A 14,461-nucleotide genomic window follows, 5' to 3' on the forward strand; every position below is an offset into this window, starting at 1 on the left:
CACCGCGGTCACGCCGGCCGTCCGCCGGTGAGCGCCTCGCGCGTGGCCGCGTCGGCCGGGTAGAACGACTCGATCACCAGCTCGGCCAGCGTCACGTCCAGTGCGGTGCCGAAGGTGGCCACCACGGACAGCAGGGTCAGCTCGGCGTCGCCGCGGCGCAGCCGCACCGGCACGAACACCGAGCCGGCCGGCGCCTCGTCCACCGGGTCGTCGCACGGGTACCCGCTCACCTCGGCCAGCAGGCCGGCGAGGTCGGCGTCGCCGGTGATCTCCACCTGCCGCCGCAGCCTGCCGAGCAGCTCGGCCCGCCACTGCCCCAGGTTGATCACGTGCGGGGCGAGGCCGCGGGGGTGCAGTGCGATCCGCAGCACGTTCGCGGGCGGTTCCAGCAGCGCGGGGTCGACGAGGTCGGTCAGCAGCGTGATGCCGCTGTTGCTCTCCACCAGGTCCCAGTTGCGGTCCACGACGACGGCCGGGTACGGCTCGTGGCCGGCGAGCAGGTGCCGGACGGCGTCGAGCGCGGCGCCCAGGTCGGGCAGCGGGGTCTCGGGGAAGACGGGCGCGTAGCCGGCGGCCAGCAGCAGCCGGTTGCGGTCCCGCAGCGGCACCTCCAGCCGCTCCCCCAGGCGCAGCACCATTTCCCGGCTCGGCCGGGACCGGCCGTTCTCCAGGAAGCTGAGGTGGCGCGTGGAGATCTCGGCGGACAGGGCGAGGTCGAGCTGGCTGAGCCGGCGGCGTTCCCGCCACTGCCGCAACTGCTCGCCCACGGGGCGCTGCATGGTCGTCACCCGTGCGAAGTTACGGGGCGCGCGCACGGCGCCGCCATTACCTCCCGCGTAATCGACGGGCCGCGCGATCCGGGCGATGGTGATCAGGTCACACCGACTCGATCAGGAGGAATCCGATGACCGACTACACCGCTCTCGCCCAGGCCTACATCGACGTCTGGAACGAGACGGACGCGGACAAGCGCCGGGCGCTGGTGGAGGAGCTGTTCACCCCAGACGCGACCTACACCGACCCGGTCGGCTCGGTCCGCGGCACCACCGCGATCGGCGACTTCGTCGGCGCGGCGCAGGCGCAGTTCGCGGGACTGGAGTTCAGCCTCGGCGGCGCCGTGGACGGCCACCACGACCAGGCCCGGTTCACCTGGCACCTGGGCGCGCCGGGCGCCGCGGAGCCGCTCGTGATCGGCTTCGACGTCGTGGTGGTCGAGGACGGCCGGATCGGCCAGGTGCTGGGCTTCCTGGACAAGGTGCCCAGCTGACGCGGATCCGCCGACCGGCCCGGAACCCCCAGTTCCGGGCCCTCCCCACTCTGTCGTGCCCCGTGAGGGCGCCTGAGAGGTTCACCCGAGTGTTGAGCCGGGTTTGCACCTTCGGCGGGGCCGGACGAAGTTGTGCCCGTCGGCCCGCTTTCCAGAGGCGTCTCGTCCGCGCGGTCCAGGGTGCCTGAGAGGTTCCCGGGGAGGCTTTGCTCCTTCGGCGCCGGGCGCGCTGGTGGTGGCCCGGTCTCTCCCGCGCGGCTTCGGCGACCGCGCTCAGTACCCTACTCCCCGGTTCGGGGAGACGATCACCCGGTCCGGCGTGCGTTGCGGCGCTGCGTGAGTTCGTCCGGAACGACCGGTTCGACCTCGCCGCCGTCGGCGCGCTCGGCCGGGAACTCGTGGATCGTGCCGCTGATCTCCTGCATCGGGACCTTCACCGCGATGCCGAACACGCCCTGGCCGCCCTGGAGCAGATCCACGATCTCCTCCGGCGAGGTGCACTCGTAGACGGTGGTGCCGTCCGAGACCAGGGTGACTTTCGCCAGGTCGCGCGCCCCGCGCTTGCGCAGGTGCTCGACGGCGACACGGATGTTCTGCAGCGAGACGCCCGTGTCGAGTAAACGCTTGACGATCTTGAGGGCGAGGATGTCCTTGAACGAGTACAGCCGTTGCGAACCCGAACCGTGCGCCGTGCGGATGCTCGGCGCGACCAGCCCGGTGCGCGCCCAGTAGTCCAGCTGCCGGTAGGTGATGCCGGCGATCTGACAGGCCGCGGGACCCCGGTATCCGACCAGCTCGTCAGGCAGGGACGAGTCCGGGAAGAGCTCACCCTGCTCCCCGGGCACGACCTGAACCGGCCTTTCGTCGACCACGCATGCCTCCCCTCGCCCGGCCGTGCGGCCGGTCGAAACAAGCACCCGGGGCCCTGGAGTAGGACCCGCGGCAGTGGCAAACCGTTCTGGTGCCCCAGTGACCGCGCCGCGGCCGAATCACACCGAAGCGATTTACCGCCATCGACGGTATGCGCGGGCGCGCGCCCGGTCAACGCGACGCGCGGCCACGCCTCGACGCAGTATGGAGAGTTGATCGGTGAAGACGCCCCGACCACGGTTACCCGGCCGGGTAATTTTCGCCGCGGAGGCGGCGGAGGGCCCCGGAACGCGCCGAAGGGGCCCTCCCGGCCGGTGCTCGAGCCGGGAAGACCCCTTCGGCGCCGCCGGAGGCGGGGCGGTCAGGTGTCCGCGCCGCGGAAGTCCTCCGGCGAGACGGATTCGAGAAATTCGCGGAACTTCTCGACCTCGTCCTCCTGCTCGTCCGGGATGATCAGCCCGGCCTCGTCGAGCACCGCGTCCACCGCGTGGATCGGCACCCCGACGCGCAGGGCCAGCGCCACCGAGTCGCTCGGCCGCGCGGAGACCCGCACGTTGCCGTCGAAGACCAGTTCGGCGAAGAACGTGCCTTCGCGCAGGTCGGTGATCACGACCTGTTCGAGCTCGCGGCCCAGCGCGCCGATGACCTCCTTGAGGAGGTCGTGGGTCAGCGGGCGCGCGGGGCGCACGCCCTGCTGCTCGAGTGCGATCGCGGTGGCTTCCACGGACCCGATCCAGATGGGGAGGTACCGCTCACCCTGCGCCTCCCGGAGCAACAAGATCGGCTGGTTCGCGGGCAACTCGACCCGCACGCCGACGACGCGCATTTCGCTCATCGGGCTTCGCCTCCCTCTCGTGTGCGCGGGCCGCGGCGCTGGTCCGGGGACCCCGCATCGACATCTCCGACGCTACCCGCCATCCCGGCGCCGTGCTCGTTCGCGGGGACTGGGTGGCAGTCGCGTGGACCGTTCCGGCAAATCCATCACCAACGGTACGGCATCGGCGGCTCGCTGCGGAGTCCCGAAACCATGTCATTACCGTCGCGACCCACGACCAGCGGAGATCCAGAACCGCACCGCCGGGCTCACCCGCCCGTCACGTCCCGGATGCCCGCTTTGACCAGCAGCGTGTGCAACGTCACGGACAGTGCCGCCAGCTGCCGTGCCAGCTCGTCCGCCCGCGCCTTGGCGTCCGGGTCACGCTGCCGCGACACGGGCGCGACGATCTGCTCGAGCAAGCCGACCTCGCGGTCCGCCGACGCGCGGAAGGCACGCAGGTGCCGCGGCTCGATGCCGAACTCCGTCATGGCGCGGACCGTGCGGGCCACCAGCACCGCGTCCGGGTCGTAGAACCCGGCCGCGCCGGGGCGGATCAGGCCGTACTGCTCCAGCTCGGCGAGCAGGGAGCTGTCCACGCCCGCCTCGGCAAGCAGGTCCTCCCTGGTGAGCCGGACGTCGCGGCCCGGCGCGAAGTCGTCGGGCCGGGGCAGCCCGTCCCCCGGGCCCGGCGCCGCCGGGATGGGGACCAGCTTGCGCGGCAACCGCCCGCCGAGGCCCTGGCCGTCGGACAGACCGCGGTCGGCGGCGTCGAGCTGCTCCTTGATGACCTTGAGCGGGAGGTAGTGGTCCCGCTGCGCGGCCAGCACGAACCGCAGCCGCTCGACATCCGCCGCGGAGAACTGCCGGTATCCGGACGCGGTCCGGCCCGGGCGGACCAGCCCCTCGGACTCGAGGAACCGGATCTTGGAGATGGTGACATCGGGGAAGTCCGGGCGCAGCTGCGCCAGCACCGCCCCGATGCTCAGTCCATCACGCTGTGGCCGCCCGGCAGCCGTCACCGCGCCCCCTGGCCCCCGTGCCCCGGGCCGGTCAGGAAGACCAGGCGGAACTTGCCGATCTGCACCTCGTCACCGCCCGCGAGCACCGCCTGGTCGACCGGCTCGCGGTTCACGTAGGTGCCGTTCAGGCTGCCCACGTCGATGACGACGAACTCCCCGCCCTCGCGGCGGAACTCCGCGTGGCGGCGGGACACCGTGACGTCGTCGAGGAAGATGTCGCTGTCCGGGTGGCGCCCGGCGCTCGTGGTGTCCCGGTCGAGCAGGAAGCGCGAACCGGCGTTCGGGCCCCGCTTGACCACCAGCAACGCCGTGCCTGCCGGCAGCGCGTCGACACCGGCGACCGAAGGCTCCGGCGTCGGCGCCTCCTGACCCTCCACGTCCGCCAGGAAGTCGGCCCGGAAGACCGAGGTCCGCTCCGGAGACTGCTCCGGGGGAACGCCGGGCCCGTCGTTGGTGCTCACCTGAGCTCTCCTCACCACTGATGTGTCGCTGGCTGAAAACCTGTGGCTGCCAACGTACCGTGCCTGATCGATTCGGCCCCCGCGGCTCCCCCCAAAACGCGGTCCTAGCCTGCGGTCAGCCGGTTGTAGGCGTCGGCGTCGAGCAGCCCCGCCACGGCGTCGGCGTCGCTCACCCGGATCTCGACGAGCCACCCCTCGCCGTAGGGGTCGCTGTTGATCAGCTCCGGCGAGTCGCTCACCGCGTCGTTGACGGCGACGACCTCGCCGTCGACCGGGGCGAACAGCTCGGACACGCTCTTGGTCGACTCGACCTCGCCGAACGGCTCCCCCGCGGTCACCGCCTTGCCGGCCTCGGGCAGGTCGACGAACACCACGTCACCCAGCTGGTCCTGCGCGTACTCGGTGATCCCGACCCGGACCACGTCCCCGTCACGGGTGGCCACCCACTCGTGCTCCTCGGTGTAGCGCAACTCTTCTGGCGCGGACACTCCACGTCCCCTTTCCTGCCCCGGCTCGCGGGTCTTTCGCGATGCTCGCGCGAAGTCTTACATCCGCGCGCCCGCTCTGGCACGCCGGACCGCCCAGAAGGTCTGCAGCAGGTACAACGCGCCGGACCACACGTACAGCACGGTGCCCCACGCGGTGAAGGAGTAGGCGATGGGCCGGGCGATCGCGGCCGCGGTCGAGCCGCCCTGCGTGAGCAGCAGGAACGGGAAGGCGTACATCAGCACGAAGGTCGCGGCCTTGCCGATGTAGGTGACCTCGGGGGGCGCGTAGTCGTTGCGGCGCAGCACCAGCAGGGCCACCCCGACCAGCAGCTCACGCCCGACGAGCACCGCGACGAGCCACCAGGGCACGATGCCGCGGACCAGGAAGGCGATCAGCGTGGCGACGATGTAGAGCCGGTCGGCGGCCGGGTCGAGCAACTGCCCGAGGCGGCTCGTCTGGTCCAGCCAGCGCGCGAGCTTGCCGTCCAGCCAGTCGGACAGGCCGCTGAACACCAGCAGCGCCAGGGCCCAGCCGTCGGCCCGCGGGCCGAGCAGGAGCCACAGGAACACCGGGACGCCCGCGAGCCGCAGCAGGGACAGCAGGTTCGGCACCGTCCACGCCTGGCGCAGCAGGCTGGGCTCGGCCGTCTCGGCGCGGGGTTCGATCACGAGGTAACCCTAATCGGTGGGGCTGGGGCGGGTTCACCCTCGGAGTGGCGGTGCCCGGTGGTTGTGGCGACGGCTCGGGCCCGGCGGCTCGGGCCCGGCGGCTCGGGCCCGGCGGCTTGGGGCTGGCGGCTTGGGGCTGGCGGCTCGGGGCTGGCGGCTCGGGGCTGGCGGCTCGGGGCTGGCCGGTTCACGAAGCGGGCTCGGCCCCGCCGGGCCGACGGCGGCCGTGGAACCGATCGAGGCTTGCGGCCCGTGCCCGCGGGCAGCCGGGCGAAGTGCTCGCCCCGGGCCATTCGCGGAACCCGACCGGGCTCGGGGTCGCTGCCCGCGGGCCGCCGGCGGCGAGCAGCCTCGGCAATCGCGCGATCCCGGCCTCCCGCCCGGGCAGCAGGCCGGGCAGCCGGGCGAGACGCTCGACCCGCGACCGCTCTCGGAGCCCGGCTCCGCCGGACCTCGCGCGCGGGGTGTCAGCCCGCGCGGCGGTGCGTCCAGCCGCGGCGGCGGAGTTCGTCGCCGGTGAGGGTGAGTGGGCGGCCCAGGTGGTCGGTGCCCACCCAGCGCAGGGTCCCGGCCCCCGCCTCAAGGACGTACGGGCGGCCCTGGCTCCACACGACGGAGCAGGGGGCGGTCGGAAGCGGATCCGTCTCGGTCTCGGTGCTCAACACGACTGTGGTGTCGCGCGAGGCGGGCGAAGTGTTAGCCGCCTGCCAACTATTCACCCGGCCGGTGGATCATCGTCCACAGTGGAGCCTCGCCGGGCGCGTCCTGCCTGCGATTTCGCCGAAGCCACGGTACTTTCCCGCCGAGGAGGCAACCACTGATGACCGCACCCCGCCGCGTCCTGCCGCTGCTGCTCCTGTCCGCCGGCGTCCTGGCCGGCTGCTCCGCCACGCCCGGCGTCGCACCCCAGACGAGTGCCCCCGCGAGCGTCCCGGCGAGCACGGCCACCCCCGCGCCGAGCACGTCGCCCACCACGACCGGGGCACGCGCGGACGGCTGCGGCACCGTGCCGGCCGCGAGCGGCCTGACCCTGCAGGTCATGGAGACCTCGACGAGCAGCCTGAGCTGCGGTCAGGCCACCGACCTGGTGACCCGGTTCCAGCGGGCGATCGCCGGGCGGCAGCCCGCCGGGTCGGGCCGTCCGGTGAGCGAGACCGTCGACGGCTGGCTGTGCGTCTCCGGCCCGCCCGCGTCCCAGGGCGGCACCACGTGCAGCCGCGGCGAGGACACCGTCTTCGCCCGCGTCACCGAAGCGGAGTAGCCGCCCCCGGCCGCGAACCGGGGGCGGCCCGCGCTCAGCCCTTCAACCCCGGGAAGTCGTCCTCGCGGAACTCGCCGGCCGGGCGGGAGTCCGGCGTGGCCTGTTCCTTGCCGCGCAGCTCGACGCGGCGGATCTTGCCCGAGATCGTCTTCGGCAGCTCGGCGAACTCCAGCCGCCGGATCCGCTTGTACGGCGCCAGGTGCTCCCGGCAGAACGCCAGGATGCTCTCCGCCGTGGCCGCGTCCGGCTCGTGCCCGGCCGCGAGCACCACGTAGGCCTTGGGCACCGCGAGCCGGATCGGGTCCGGCGCGGGCACCACCGCGGCCTCGGCGACCGCCTCGTGTTCGAGGAGCACGCTTTCCAGCTCGAACGGCGAGATGCGGTAGTCCGACGCTTTGAACACGTCGTCGGTGCGGCCGACGTAGGTGATGTAGCCGCGCGCGTCGACCGAGCCGACGTCGCCGGTGTGGTAGTAGCCGCCGCGGAACGCCTCCGCGGTCCGCTCCTCGTCGTCGGCGTAACCGACCATCAGCCCCACCGGCCGCTCGGTCAGGTCGAGGCAGATCTCGCCCTCCTCGGCGGGCTGCCCGCTCACTGGGTCGACCAGCACGACCTTGAACCCGGGCACCGGGCGGCCCATCGACCCGGACTTGACCTCCTGGCCGGGCGTGTTGGCGATCTGCACGCTGGTCTCGGTCTGCCCGAACCCGTCCCGGATCGTGACGCCCCACGCCTTGCGGACCTGGTCGATCACCTCCGGGTTGAGCGGCTCGCCCGCGCCGACCACCTTGACCGGCGGCGTCTCCAGCGCGCCGAGGTCGGCCTGGATCAGCATCCGCCACACCGTCGGCGGCGCGCAGAAGCTGGTGATCCCGCACCGCTGCATCTGCGCCATCAGCGCGCCGGCGTCGAAGCGCGTGTAGTTGAACAGGAACACCGTGGCCTCGGCGTTCCACGGCGCGAACACGTTGCTCCACGCGTGCTTCGCCCAGCCGGGCGAGGAGATGTTCAGGTGCACGTCGCCGGGTTCGAGCCCGATCCAGTACATCGTGGACAGGTGCCCGACCGGGTAGGACACGTGCGTGTGCTGCACCAGCTTCGGCTTGGCGGTGGTGCCGGAGGTGAAGTACAGCAGCAGCGGGTCGGTCGCGGCGGTCGGGGCGTCCGGCGTGAACGATTCCTCCGCGGAATAGGCGTCGGCGAAGGAGTGCCAGCCCTCGGCCCGCTCCCCCACCGCGATGCGGGTGTAGTCGCCGGCGACGTCGGCGAACTTCTCGACGTCCGCCGACCGGACCACGACGTGCCGCGCGTTGCCGCGGTCCACGCGGTCGCGCAGGTCGGCCGCGCCGAGCAGCGTGGACGCCGGGATGATCACCGCGCCGAGCTTGATCGCGGCGAGGATCGTCTCCCACAGCTCGACCTGGTTGCCGAGCATGAGGATCAGGCGGTCGCCGCGGCGGACGCCGAGGCCGCGCAGCCAGTTCGCGACCTGGCTGGAGCGGCGGGACATCTCCGGGTAGGTCCAGCGGCCCTCGCCGCCGTCCTCCTCGACGATCCACAGCGCGTACTTCTCCGCGTTGGCCGGATCGGCGGCGACCACGTCGAACCAGTCCAGCGCCCAGTTGAACTCGTCCAGTTCCGGCCAGGCGAACTCGCGGTAGGCGGTGTCGTAGTCCTCGCGGTGCGCGAGCAGGAAGTCGCGCGCCTCGCGGAACTGCTGGTGAGCGGCGTTGCTCATGGCCTTGCTCCTCACTCGCCGGTGAACTCGGGCGCCCGGCGCTCCATGAACGCCCGCACCGCTTCCTGGATGTCCTTGCTGGGCAGGAAGGCCGCGTTCCAGGTGGAGACGTAGCGCAGCCCGTCGCTGACCTGCCGCTCGGTGTTGAGCGAGAGCACCTCCTTGACGCCCTGCACGACCAGCGGCGGGTTGGCGGCGATCTCGCGAGCCAGCTCGTCAGCCGCGGCCAGGACCGCGTCCTGGTCGGCGTACACGTCGTTGACCAGCCCGATCCGCTCCGCGCGCGCGGCGTCGATGTCCGTGCCCGTCAGGGCGAGCTCACGCAGGTGGCCCTCGCCGATGATCCCGGCCAGCCGCTGCAGGCTGCCCAGGTCCGCCACGATCGCGACCTTCGCCTCGCGCACGCTGAACTTCGCGTCCGCGCTGGCCAGCCGCACGTCGGCGGCCGCGATCACGTCGACGCCGCCGCCGATGCACCAGCCGGACACGGCGGCGATCACCGGGGTGCGGCACTCCGCCACGGCGGTGACGCTGTCCTGCAGGACCCGGATCTCGCGGAGGAACTCGGTGCGCGGCCCGGCCAGGGCGTCGCCGGCGAGCAGCGGCGCCCAGCCGCCCATCATCGCGGGCAGGTCGAGGCCGTAGGAGAAGTTCTTCCCGCTGCCGGTCAGCACGATCGCCCGTACCGCGGGATCGGCGTCCAGGGTGCGGAACACGATCGGCAGCTCGCGCCAGAAGTCCGGGCCCATCGCGTTGCCCTTGCCCGGCCCGAGCAGGGTCACGCGGGCGACCGGGCCGGTTCGCTCGACGGCGAGCGAGACCAGGTCCGGGAGCTTGTCGGCGGTGTCAGTCATGCGGCCATCTTGACGCATCCGGACACGATCCCGCGCACAAGCCTGTGCGGGGACGCCCGGCGGGTGGTTTCCTGATCGTCATGCTGACCCGTCCCCTGGAGACCACCGGACTGGCCGCCGCGTTCACCTTCGAGGGCCACCGCCTCTGCTACACCGAGTTCGGCACCGGCGACCGCGTGGTCGTGCTGGCCCACGGCCTGATGTTCACCCGGCGGATGCACGCGCCGCTGGCGCGCGGGCTGGCCGCCGAGGGGTTCCGGGTCGTCACGCTGGACCTGCTCGGGCACGGCGACTCCGACCGGCCGCGCGAGTCGTGGCACTACTCGATCCCGGCGTTCGGCGACCAGGTGCTGGCGCTGCTGGACCACCTGGACGTGGACCGGGCCGTGGTCGGCGGGACGTCGCTCGGCGCGAACGTGGCGCTGGAGGCGGCGGTCAAGGCGCCGGAGCGGCTGCGCGGGGTCGTGGTGGAGATGCCGGTGCTGGACAACGCGATCGTCGCCGGGCTGCTGGCGTTCACGCCGCTGCTGTTCGCGGCGCGGTTCGTGCCGTTCGGGGTGCAGGCGGTGGCGAAGGTGGCCGGCCTGGTGCCGCAGGGCAGCCAGTGGGTGGACGTCGTCACCGACACGCTCGACCAGCGCCCGGCGTCGATGGCGGCGCTGCTGCACGGCGTGTTCTTCGGCCGGATCGCGCCGCCGCGGTCGGTGCGCAAGCGGATCGAGGTGCCCGCGCTGGTCATCGGGCACCAGCGCGACCCGGTTCACCCGTTCGGCGATGCCGACACGCTGGCCGCCGACCTGCCCGCGGCGGAGTTCGTGCAGGCGCGCAGCCCGGTCGAGCTGCGGTTCGACCCGCAGCGGCTGACCGCGGCGATCCTCGACTTCGTGCGGCGCTGCTACCGGAGCTGATCCGGCAGCAGGCCGGCGACCGGGCCGATCACGATCACCGCGGGCGGGCGCACCCCGGCGGCCTTGGCGTCCTCGGCCGCGGTGGCCAGGGTGAAGCGGTGCACCCGCTGGGTCGGCATGGTGCCGTTCTCCACGACCGCGACCGGCGTGTCGCCGGGGCGGCCGCCGTCGAGCAGCGCGGCGGCGAACTGGCCGAGCCGTTCCACACCCATCATCAGCACGATCGTGCCGCGCAGCTTCGCCAGGGCCGACCAGTCGGTCAGGGAGCTCTCGTGGTCCGGCGCGACGTGCCCGGACACCACGACGACCTCGTGGGCGACCCCGCGGTGGGTGACCGGCACCCCGGCCGCCGCGGGACCGGCGATCGAGCTGGTGATGCCCGGCACCACGGTCACCGGCACGCCCGCCTCGGCGCACGCGAGCAGCTCCTCGAAGCCGCGGCCGAACACGTACGGGTCGCCGCCCTTGAGGCGGACCACGAACTTGCCCGCCTTGGCGTGCTCGATCAGGGTGGCGTTGATGAAGTCCTGGCTGGCGGCGCGGCCGTAGGGGATCTTGGCGGCGTCCACGACCTCGACGTCCGGGTGCAGCTCGTCGAGCAGCTCGCGCGGGGCCAGCCGGTCGGCGACGACGACGTCGGCGCGGGCCAGCAGCCTGCGGCCCTTGACGGTGATCAGCTCCGGGTCGCCTGGGCCGCCGCCGACGAGCGCGACACCGGGCAGCTCGGCTGCGTCGGGCGGGGTGATGTCGTCGGCGATCGCGCCGGTGTGCAGGGCCTCGACGATGTTGTCGCGCACCGCGGCCGAGCGCAGCGGCTGGCCGCCGGAGAGGACGCCCACGACCAGGCCCTCGTGGCGGCCGACCGCGGCGGTCACGGCGGTGCCCTCGATGCCGGCGTCGGCGCGCACGCAGAAGATGCGGCGCCGCTCGGCCTCCGCGCACACCGCGGCGTTCACTTCGGGGTCGTCCGTGCAGGCGAGGGCGTACCACGCGCCGTCGAGGTCGCCGTCGGCGTAGCGGCGCTGGTGCCAGACCACCTCGCCGGCGTCGATCATGCCGCCGACGGCCGGGGTGGTGGACGGCGAGATCAGCTCGACCGCGGCGCCGGCGCTGATCAGGCGGGGCAGTCTGCGCTGGGCGACGGTGCCGCCGCCGACGAGCACCACGCGCCGCCCGGCGAGGTCGAGGCCGACGAGGTAGTGCTGGTCTTCAGGCATGCGGACAAGCATGCCTGCTGGGCGCCGCGAAAACACCTCAGGGTTGCAGGAGTGTGAGCAACTCCGTATTGCCTGCACTCTCGACCGGTCCCGAAACGCAGAGGTGGTCCGCCCCGTCCCCCGTTCCCGGTCCGCTTCGTCACCTGCTCGGCTCGCGGGAGACCCACCGCGGCTGCCCGCCCGAGGGCGGCATCGTGGCCCTGCGCCGAGGGGCCTCGGCGGGCATCCCCTGGAACTACGGCTCATCTGCCGACGGGATCACTAGGCCACCGCCGGATATGGCAGCAGCAGTGAGGTCATCCGGGCACTGGTTGGCCGCCCCGGGCGAGAATAAACAGAACGTTTTCGCGGGGTTGAAATCACGGATACGTTATATCCGCAGTCCGCACAGTTCCACTTGAGGAAGGTGATGCACCCGCACCTGCGGACTGCTACCGTATCGTCGCGCAAGTCCTGCGGAGGAGGGGGAGCCGTTAGGTGGCAGACTGGACCGAGACGGGGTTGACCGCAGCTTTTGGCGATCGAGAGCAACTGAAAGCCATGGCCAGCACCGCCCAGCAGATGCTGGCTGACGCCAAGTCCGGCCGGTGGGCGGTAGACGAAGAGACCGGCACTCATCTACGCCGCGCCATCTCCCAGATGGAAGAGAGACTGGCGGACATCGGCGTCAACATCCAGCGATTGCGTCGCAGACCCAAATTCGGTAATGATGACTACGCACAACAAGCCGCCGCGCATGTCCAGGCCGCCATGGACTCAGATCAGAACTCGCTGGTCCCCGTATTCGAGACCGTGCGGGAGAACCTCAAACACATCCGCGAAGCGCTTGACATCGCGATGAGCAAATATGACGCGTCCGACGAAGCGGCAACTCGGTATCTCGGAAAGTTCAAGGACGCGGAGTGAACAAAAAGGTAGTCGCAGTAGCCGTCACTTGCCTCGGAATCGTCACGGCTGGATGCACGTCCACCGTGCAGGGGACACCGTCCCCCGCGACGAGCGGGATGCCGTCCACGGCGAACAACGCCGACGTCTTTGCCGGCCTGAACGCGTGCCAAGTGCTCGATCAACTGAACGCAGGCCAAGGGTTCGATCCCGGGCGCAACATCAGCCGCAGGAATGAGTGCACCGCCAGTAAGCCTGGCCTCGGCAGCAATGGCCTGGCACTGGATCCCGTGCAAGGACTTGCCGAGTTCCGGCAATCCGATCCGAACGCTACCGACACGACCGTGAACGGCCGGAAGGCCCTGGAGGTGTTCGACGTCGTGGGTGGGTGCACCGTGGCTTTCGAGGTCGGCGAGCACGCACGTGTCCTCGCCCAGATGGCGATGGCCGAGCCGGAACGCGACGCGGAGTCATGTCCGTTGGCGCGGGACCTGGCCGCTCGAGTCGAGCCGCTACTACCGAAGTAACGATGACCCGACCGCTTCGGTCGATATCCGCCCTGTTGGCGCAGGTCAGCAAGGCTCTAGGCGTGCCCCAGTAGCCCCAACATCTCCGTATTGCCGAACATGCGCGCGGTGTCCACGGCGGACGGGGTGCCCGCCGCCGGGTCGGCGCCTCCCGCCAGCAGCGCCTTGACGACGTCCGGGTCGTTCTTGAACACCGCGCCCGCCAGCGGGCTCTGGCCCCGGTCGTTGAGCCGGTTCGGGTCGGCGCCCCGGTCGAGCAGCGCCTTGACCGTCCCGGCGTGGCCGTGGTAGGCGGCCAGCATCACGAGCGTGTCGCCGCGGTCGTTGGTCAGGTTGACCGCGATGCCGGCGTCGACGTAGGCCGCCAGCGTCTCCGTCTGCCCCTCCCGGGCCATCTGGAACACCCGGCTCCACAGCTCGATCATCTCGTCGGACGGCTCGCTCATGACATCGAGCCTAGTGCGGGCCGTCCGGCCGGACGGCCCGCACCGGGTCAGCGCGCCGACGAGGGGTACGGCAGCAGGGCCATCTCGCGCGCGTTCTTGATGGCCTGGGCCACCTGCTTCTGCTGCGTGGGCGACAGGCCCGTCACCCGGCGGGCGCGGATCTTGCCCCGGTCGGAGATGAACTTGCGCAGCAGGTCCACGTCCTTCCAGTCCACAACGGACACGTCCGCCTCGGCGAGCAGGTTGCGGCGACGGCGGCCGGGCCGGTCCTTGACGTACTTGGGCACGGCGCTCACCAGCTCGACTTCGACACGCCGGGCAGCTCGCCGCGGTGGGCCATCTCGCGCAGCCGCACCCGGGACAGCCCGAACTTGCGGAAGTAGCCGCGCGGGCGGCCGTCCGCGGTGTCGCGGTTGCGCAGCCGCGTGGGGCTGGAGTCACGGGGCAGCTTCTGCAGCGCCACCACCGCGGCCGCCCGCTCGTCCGGTGTGGACTTCGGCGAGGACACCACCGCCTTCAGCTCGGCCCGGCGCTCGGCGTAGCGGGCCACCACGGCGCGCCGCTGCTCGTTGCGGGCGATCTTCGACTTCTTCGCCATCAGCGCTCCTCCCGGAACTCGACGTGGCGGCGCACCACCGGGTCGAACTTGCGCAGCACCATCCGGTCCGGGTCGTTGCGCCGGTTCTTCCTCGTCACGTACGTGTAGCCGGTCCCCGCGGTCGAGCGGAGCTTGATGATCGGCCGGACGTCGTTGCGGGCCACTACAGCTTCACCCCCTTCGCGCGCAGTTCGGCCACCACGGCGTCGATCCCGCGCTTGTCGATCGTCTTGATGCCCTTCGCCGAGACCCGCAGCGTGACCCAGCGGCCCTCGGACGGCACCCAGTAGCGCCGCCGCTGGACGTTCGGGTCCCACCGCCGCGAGGTCCGCCGGTGCGAATGGGACACCTGCTTGCCGAAGCCCGGCTTGCGGCCGGTGACCTGGCAGACCGCCGACATTCACCCTCCCTAGTTGGTATCGATTTTCATTATCAC

At 71.8% G+C, this 14,461-nt stretch carries 21 protein-coding genes and 1 riboswitch; of the genes, 5 read left to right on the forward strand and 16 right to left on the reverse strand.

Annotation, left to right across the window (positions count from 1 at the left end):
• Positions 1-8: 8 nt before the first annotated feature.
• Positions 9-779, reverse strand: a complete 771-nt coding sequence (locus ABZ193_RS07160; RefSeq protein ID WP_354709285.1) for a helix-turn-helix transcriptional regulator — start codon at positions 777-779, stop codon at positions 9-11.
• A 125-nt stretch (positions 780-904) separates the two neighbouring features.
• Here ABZ193_RS07160 and ABZ193_RS07165 point away from each other — a divergent pair, with 125 nt between their 5' ends.
• Entirely contained in the window at positions 905-1,267 is a 363-nt protein-coding gene (locus tag ABZ193_RS07165) for a nuclear transport factor 2 family protein (protein ID WP_354709243.1), read from the forward strand.
• Positions 1,268-1,428: 161 nt separating this feature from the next.
• Positions 1,429-1,530, reverse strand: a riboswitch (glycine riboswitch).
• Between the two features lie 42 nt (positions 1,531-1,572).
• On the opposite strand, the gene ABZ193_RS07170 is transcribed toward ABZ193_RS07165, so the two are convergent.
• The 7 genes from ABZ193_RS07170 to ABZ193_RS07200 all read right to left on the reverse strand — a co-directional run bounded on the left by ABZ193_RS07170 (position 1,573) and on the right by ABZ193_RS07200 (position 6,256).
• A complete protein-coding gene (locus tag ABZ193_RS07170; RefSeq protein ID WP_020418474.1) occupies positions 1,573-2,139 on the reverse strand; it encodes a MerR family transcriptional regulator in 567 nt (188 codons plus the stop codon).
• A gap of 359 nt (positions 2,140-2,498) precedes the next feature.
• A complete protein-coding gene (locus tag ABZ193_RS07175) occupies positions 2,499-2,972 on the reverse strand; it encodes a bifunctional nuclease family protein (RefSeq protein ID WP_017988091.1) in 474 nt (157 codons plus the stop codon).
• Positions 2,973-3,220: 248 nt separating this feature from the next.
• Positions 3,221-3,973 (reverse strand): MerR family transcriptional regulator, encoded by a 753-nt coding sequence (locus tag ABZ193_RS07180; protein ID WP_039791535.1) that lies wholly within the window; start codon positions 3,971-3,973, stop codon positions 3,221-3,223.
• Complete coding sequence (gene garA, locus ABZ193_RS07185) at positions 3,970-4,434, reverse strand: glycogen accumulation regulator GarA (protein WP_017988089.1); 465 nt, start codon at positions 4,432-4,434, stop codon at positions 3,970-3,972. The genes ABZ193_RS07180 and garA overlap by 4 nt, the downstream gene beginning before the upstream one ends.
• A gap of 104 nt (positions 4,435-4,538) precedes the next feature.
• Positions 4,539-4,922: a glycine cleavage system protein GcvH gene (gene gcvH, locus ABZ193_RS07190; RefSeq protein WP_027935938.1), complete on the reverse strand. Its 384-nt coding sequence runs from the start codon at positions 4,920-4,922 to the stop codon at positions 4,539-4,541.
• Between the two features lie 57 nt (positions 4,923-4,979).
• A complete protein-coding gene (locus ABZ193_RS07195; RefSeq protein ID WP_020418478.1) occupies positions 4,980-5,591 on the reverse strand; it encodes a CDP-alcohol phosphatidyltransferase family protein in 612 nt (203 codons plus the stop codon).
• A gap of 467 nt (positions 5,592-6,058) precedes the next feature.
• A complete protein-coding gene (locus ABZ193_RS07200; RefSeq protein ID WP_027935939.1) occupies positions 6,059-6,256 on the reverse strand; it encodes a hypothetical protein in 198 nt (65 codons plus the stop codon).
• 155 nt (positions 6,257-6,411) lie between these two features.
• Here ABZ193_RS07200 and ABZ193_RS07205 point away from each other — a divergent pair, with 155 nt between their 5' ends.
• Positions 6,412-6,852: a hypothetical protein gene (locus ABZ193_RS07205; protein WP_354709244.1), complete on the forward strand. Its 441-nt coding sequence runs from the start codon at positions 6,412-6,414 to the stop codon at positions 6,850-6,852.
• Positions 6,853-6,886: 34 nt separating this feature from the next.
• Here the strand turns inward: ABZ193_RS07205 and ABZ193_RS07210 are convergent, their stop codons facing one another.
• The gene (locus ABZ193_RS07210) at positions 6,887-8,590 is read right to left on the reverse strand and encodes an AMP-binding protein (protein ID WP_020418481.1); all 1,704 of its coding nucleotides are present in this window, start codon (positions 8,588-8,590) and stop codon (positions 6,887-6,889) included.
• Between the two features lie 11 nt (positions 8,591-8,601).
• Positions 8,602-9,444: a crotonase/enoyl-CoA hydratase family protein gene (locus ABZ193_RS07215; RefSeq protein WP_354709245.1), complete on the reverse strand. Its 843-nt coding sequence runs from the start codon at positions 9,442-9,444 to the stop codon at positions 8,602-8,604.
• A gap of 80 nt (positions 9,445-9,524) precedes the next feature.
• Here ABZ193_RS07215 and ABZ193_RS07220 point away from each other — a divergent pair, with 80 nt between their 5' ends.
• Positions 9,525-10,352, forward strand: coding sequence for an alpha/beta hydrolase (locus ABZ193_RS07220; protein WP_354709247.1), 828 nt, complete (start codon positions 9,525-9,527; stop codon positions 10,350-10,352).
• Here the strand turns inward: ABZ193_RS07220 and cobA are convergent.
• Positions 10,340-11,569 (reverse strand): uroporphyrinogen-III C-methyltransferase, encoded by a 1,230-nt coding sequence (cobA, locus tag ABZ193_RS07225; RefSeq protein WP_020418484.1) that lies wholly within the window; start codon positions 11,567-11,569, stop codon positions 10,340-10,342. The genes ABZ193_RS07220 and cobA overlap by 13 nt on opposite strands.
• Positions 11,570-12,046: 477 nt before the next feature.
• On the opposite strand from cobA, the gene ABZ193_RS07230 reads away from it, so the two are divergent.
• Entirely contained in the window at positions 12,047-12,475 is a 429-nt protein-coding gene (locus ABZ193_RS07230) for a hypothetical protein (RefSeq protein WP_354709248.1), read from the forward strand.
• Between the two features lie 98 nt (positions 12,476-12,573).
• Positions 12,574-12,981, forward strand: coding sequence for a DUF3558 domain-containing protein (locus tag ABZ193_RS07235; RefSeq protein ID WP_354709249.1), 408 nt, complete (start codon positions 12,574-12,576; stop codon positions 12,979-12,981).
• A gap of 56 nt (positions 12,982-13,037) precedes the next feature.
• Here the strand turns inward: ABZ193_RS07235 and ABZ193_RS07240 are convergent, their stop codons facing one another.
• The 5 genes from ABZ193_RS07240 to rpmB are packed head-to-tail and all read right to left on the reverse strand — an operon-like array spanning position 13,038 to position 14,425.
• The gene (locus tag ABZ193_RS07240) at positions 13,038-13,427 is read right to left on the reverse strand and encodes an ankyrin repeat domain-containing protein (protein ID WP_354709250.1); all 390 of its coding nucleotides are present in this window, start codon (positions 13,425-13,427) and stop codon (positions 13,038-13,040) included.
• A 47-nt stretch (positions 13,428-13,474) separates the two neighbouring features.
• The gene (gene rpsR, locus ABZ193_RS07245; protein ID WP_017988079.1) at positions 13,475-13,723 is read right to left on the reverse strand and encodes a 30S ribosomal protein S18; all 249 of its coding nucleotides are present in this window, start codon (positions 13,721-13,723) and stop codon (positions 13,475-13,477) included.
• The gene (gene rpsN, locus ABZ193_RS07250; protein ID WP_020418486.1) at positions 13,720-14,025 is read right to left on the reverse strand and encodes a 30S ribosomal protein S14; all 306 of its coding nucleotides are present in this window, start codon (positions 14,023-14,025) and stop codon (positions 13,720-13,722) included. Before rpsN ends, rpsR begins: the two co-directional genes overlap by 4 nt.
• Positions 14,025-14,189 (reverse strand): 50S ribosomal protein L33, encoded by a 165-nt coding sequence (gene rpmG, locus ABZ193_RS07255; protein ID WP_017988077.1) that lies wholly within the window; start codon positions 14,187-14,189, stop codon positions 14,025-14,027. The genes rpsN and rpmG overlap by 1 nt, the downstream gene beginning before the upstream one ends.
• Positions 14,189-14,425 carry a 50S ribosomal protein L28 gene (gene rpmB / locus ABZ193_RS07260; protein WP_020418487.1) on the reverse strand — a complete coding sequence of 79 codons (237 nt, stop codon included), beginning with the start codon at positions 14,423-14,425 and terminating at the stop codon, positions 14,189-14,191. The genes rpmG and rpmB overlap by 1 nt, the downstream gene beginning before the upstream one ends.
• Positions 14,426-14,461: the final 36 nt, after the last annotated feature.

This window comes from Amycolatopsis sp. NPDC006125, assembly GCF_040614195.1.
Classification (GTDB): domain Bacteria; phylum Actinomycetota; class Actinomycetes; order Mycobacteriales; family Pseudonocardiaceae; genus Amycolatopsis_E; species Amycolatopsis_E tucumanensis.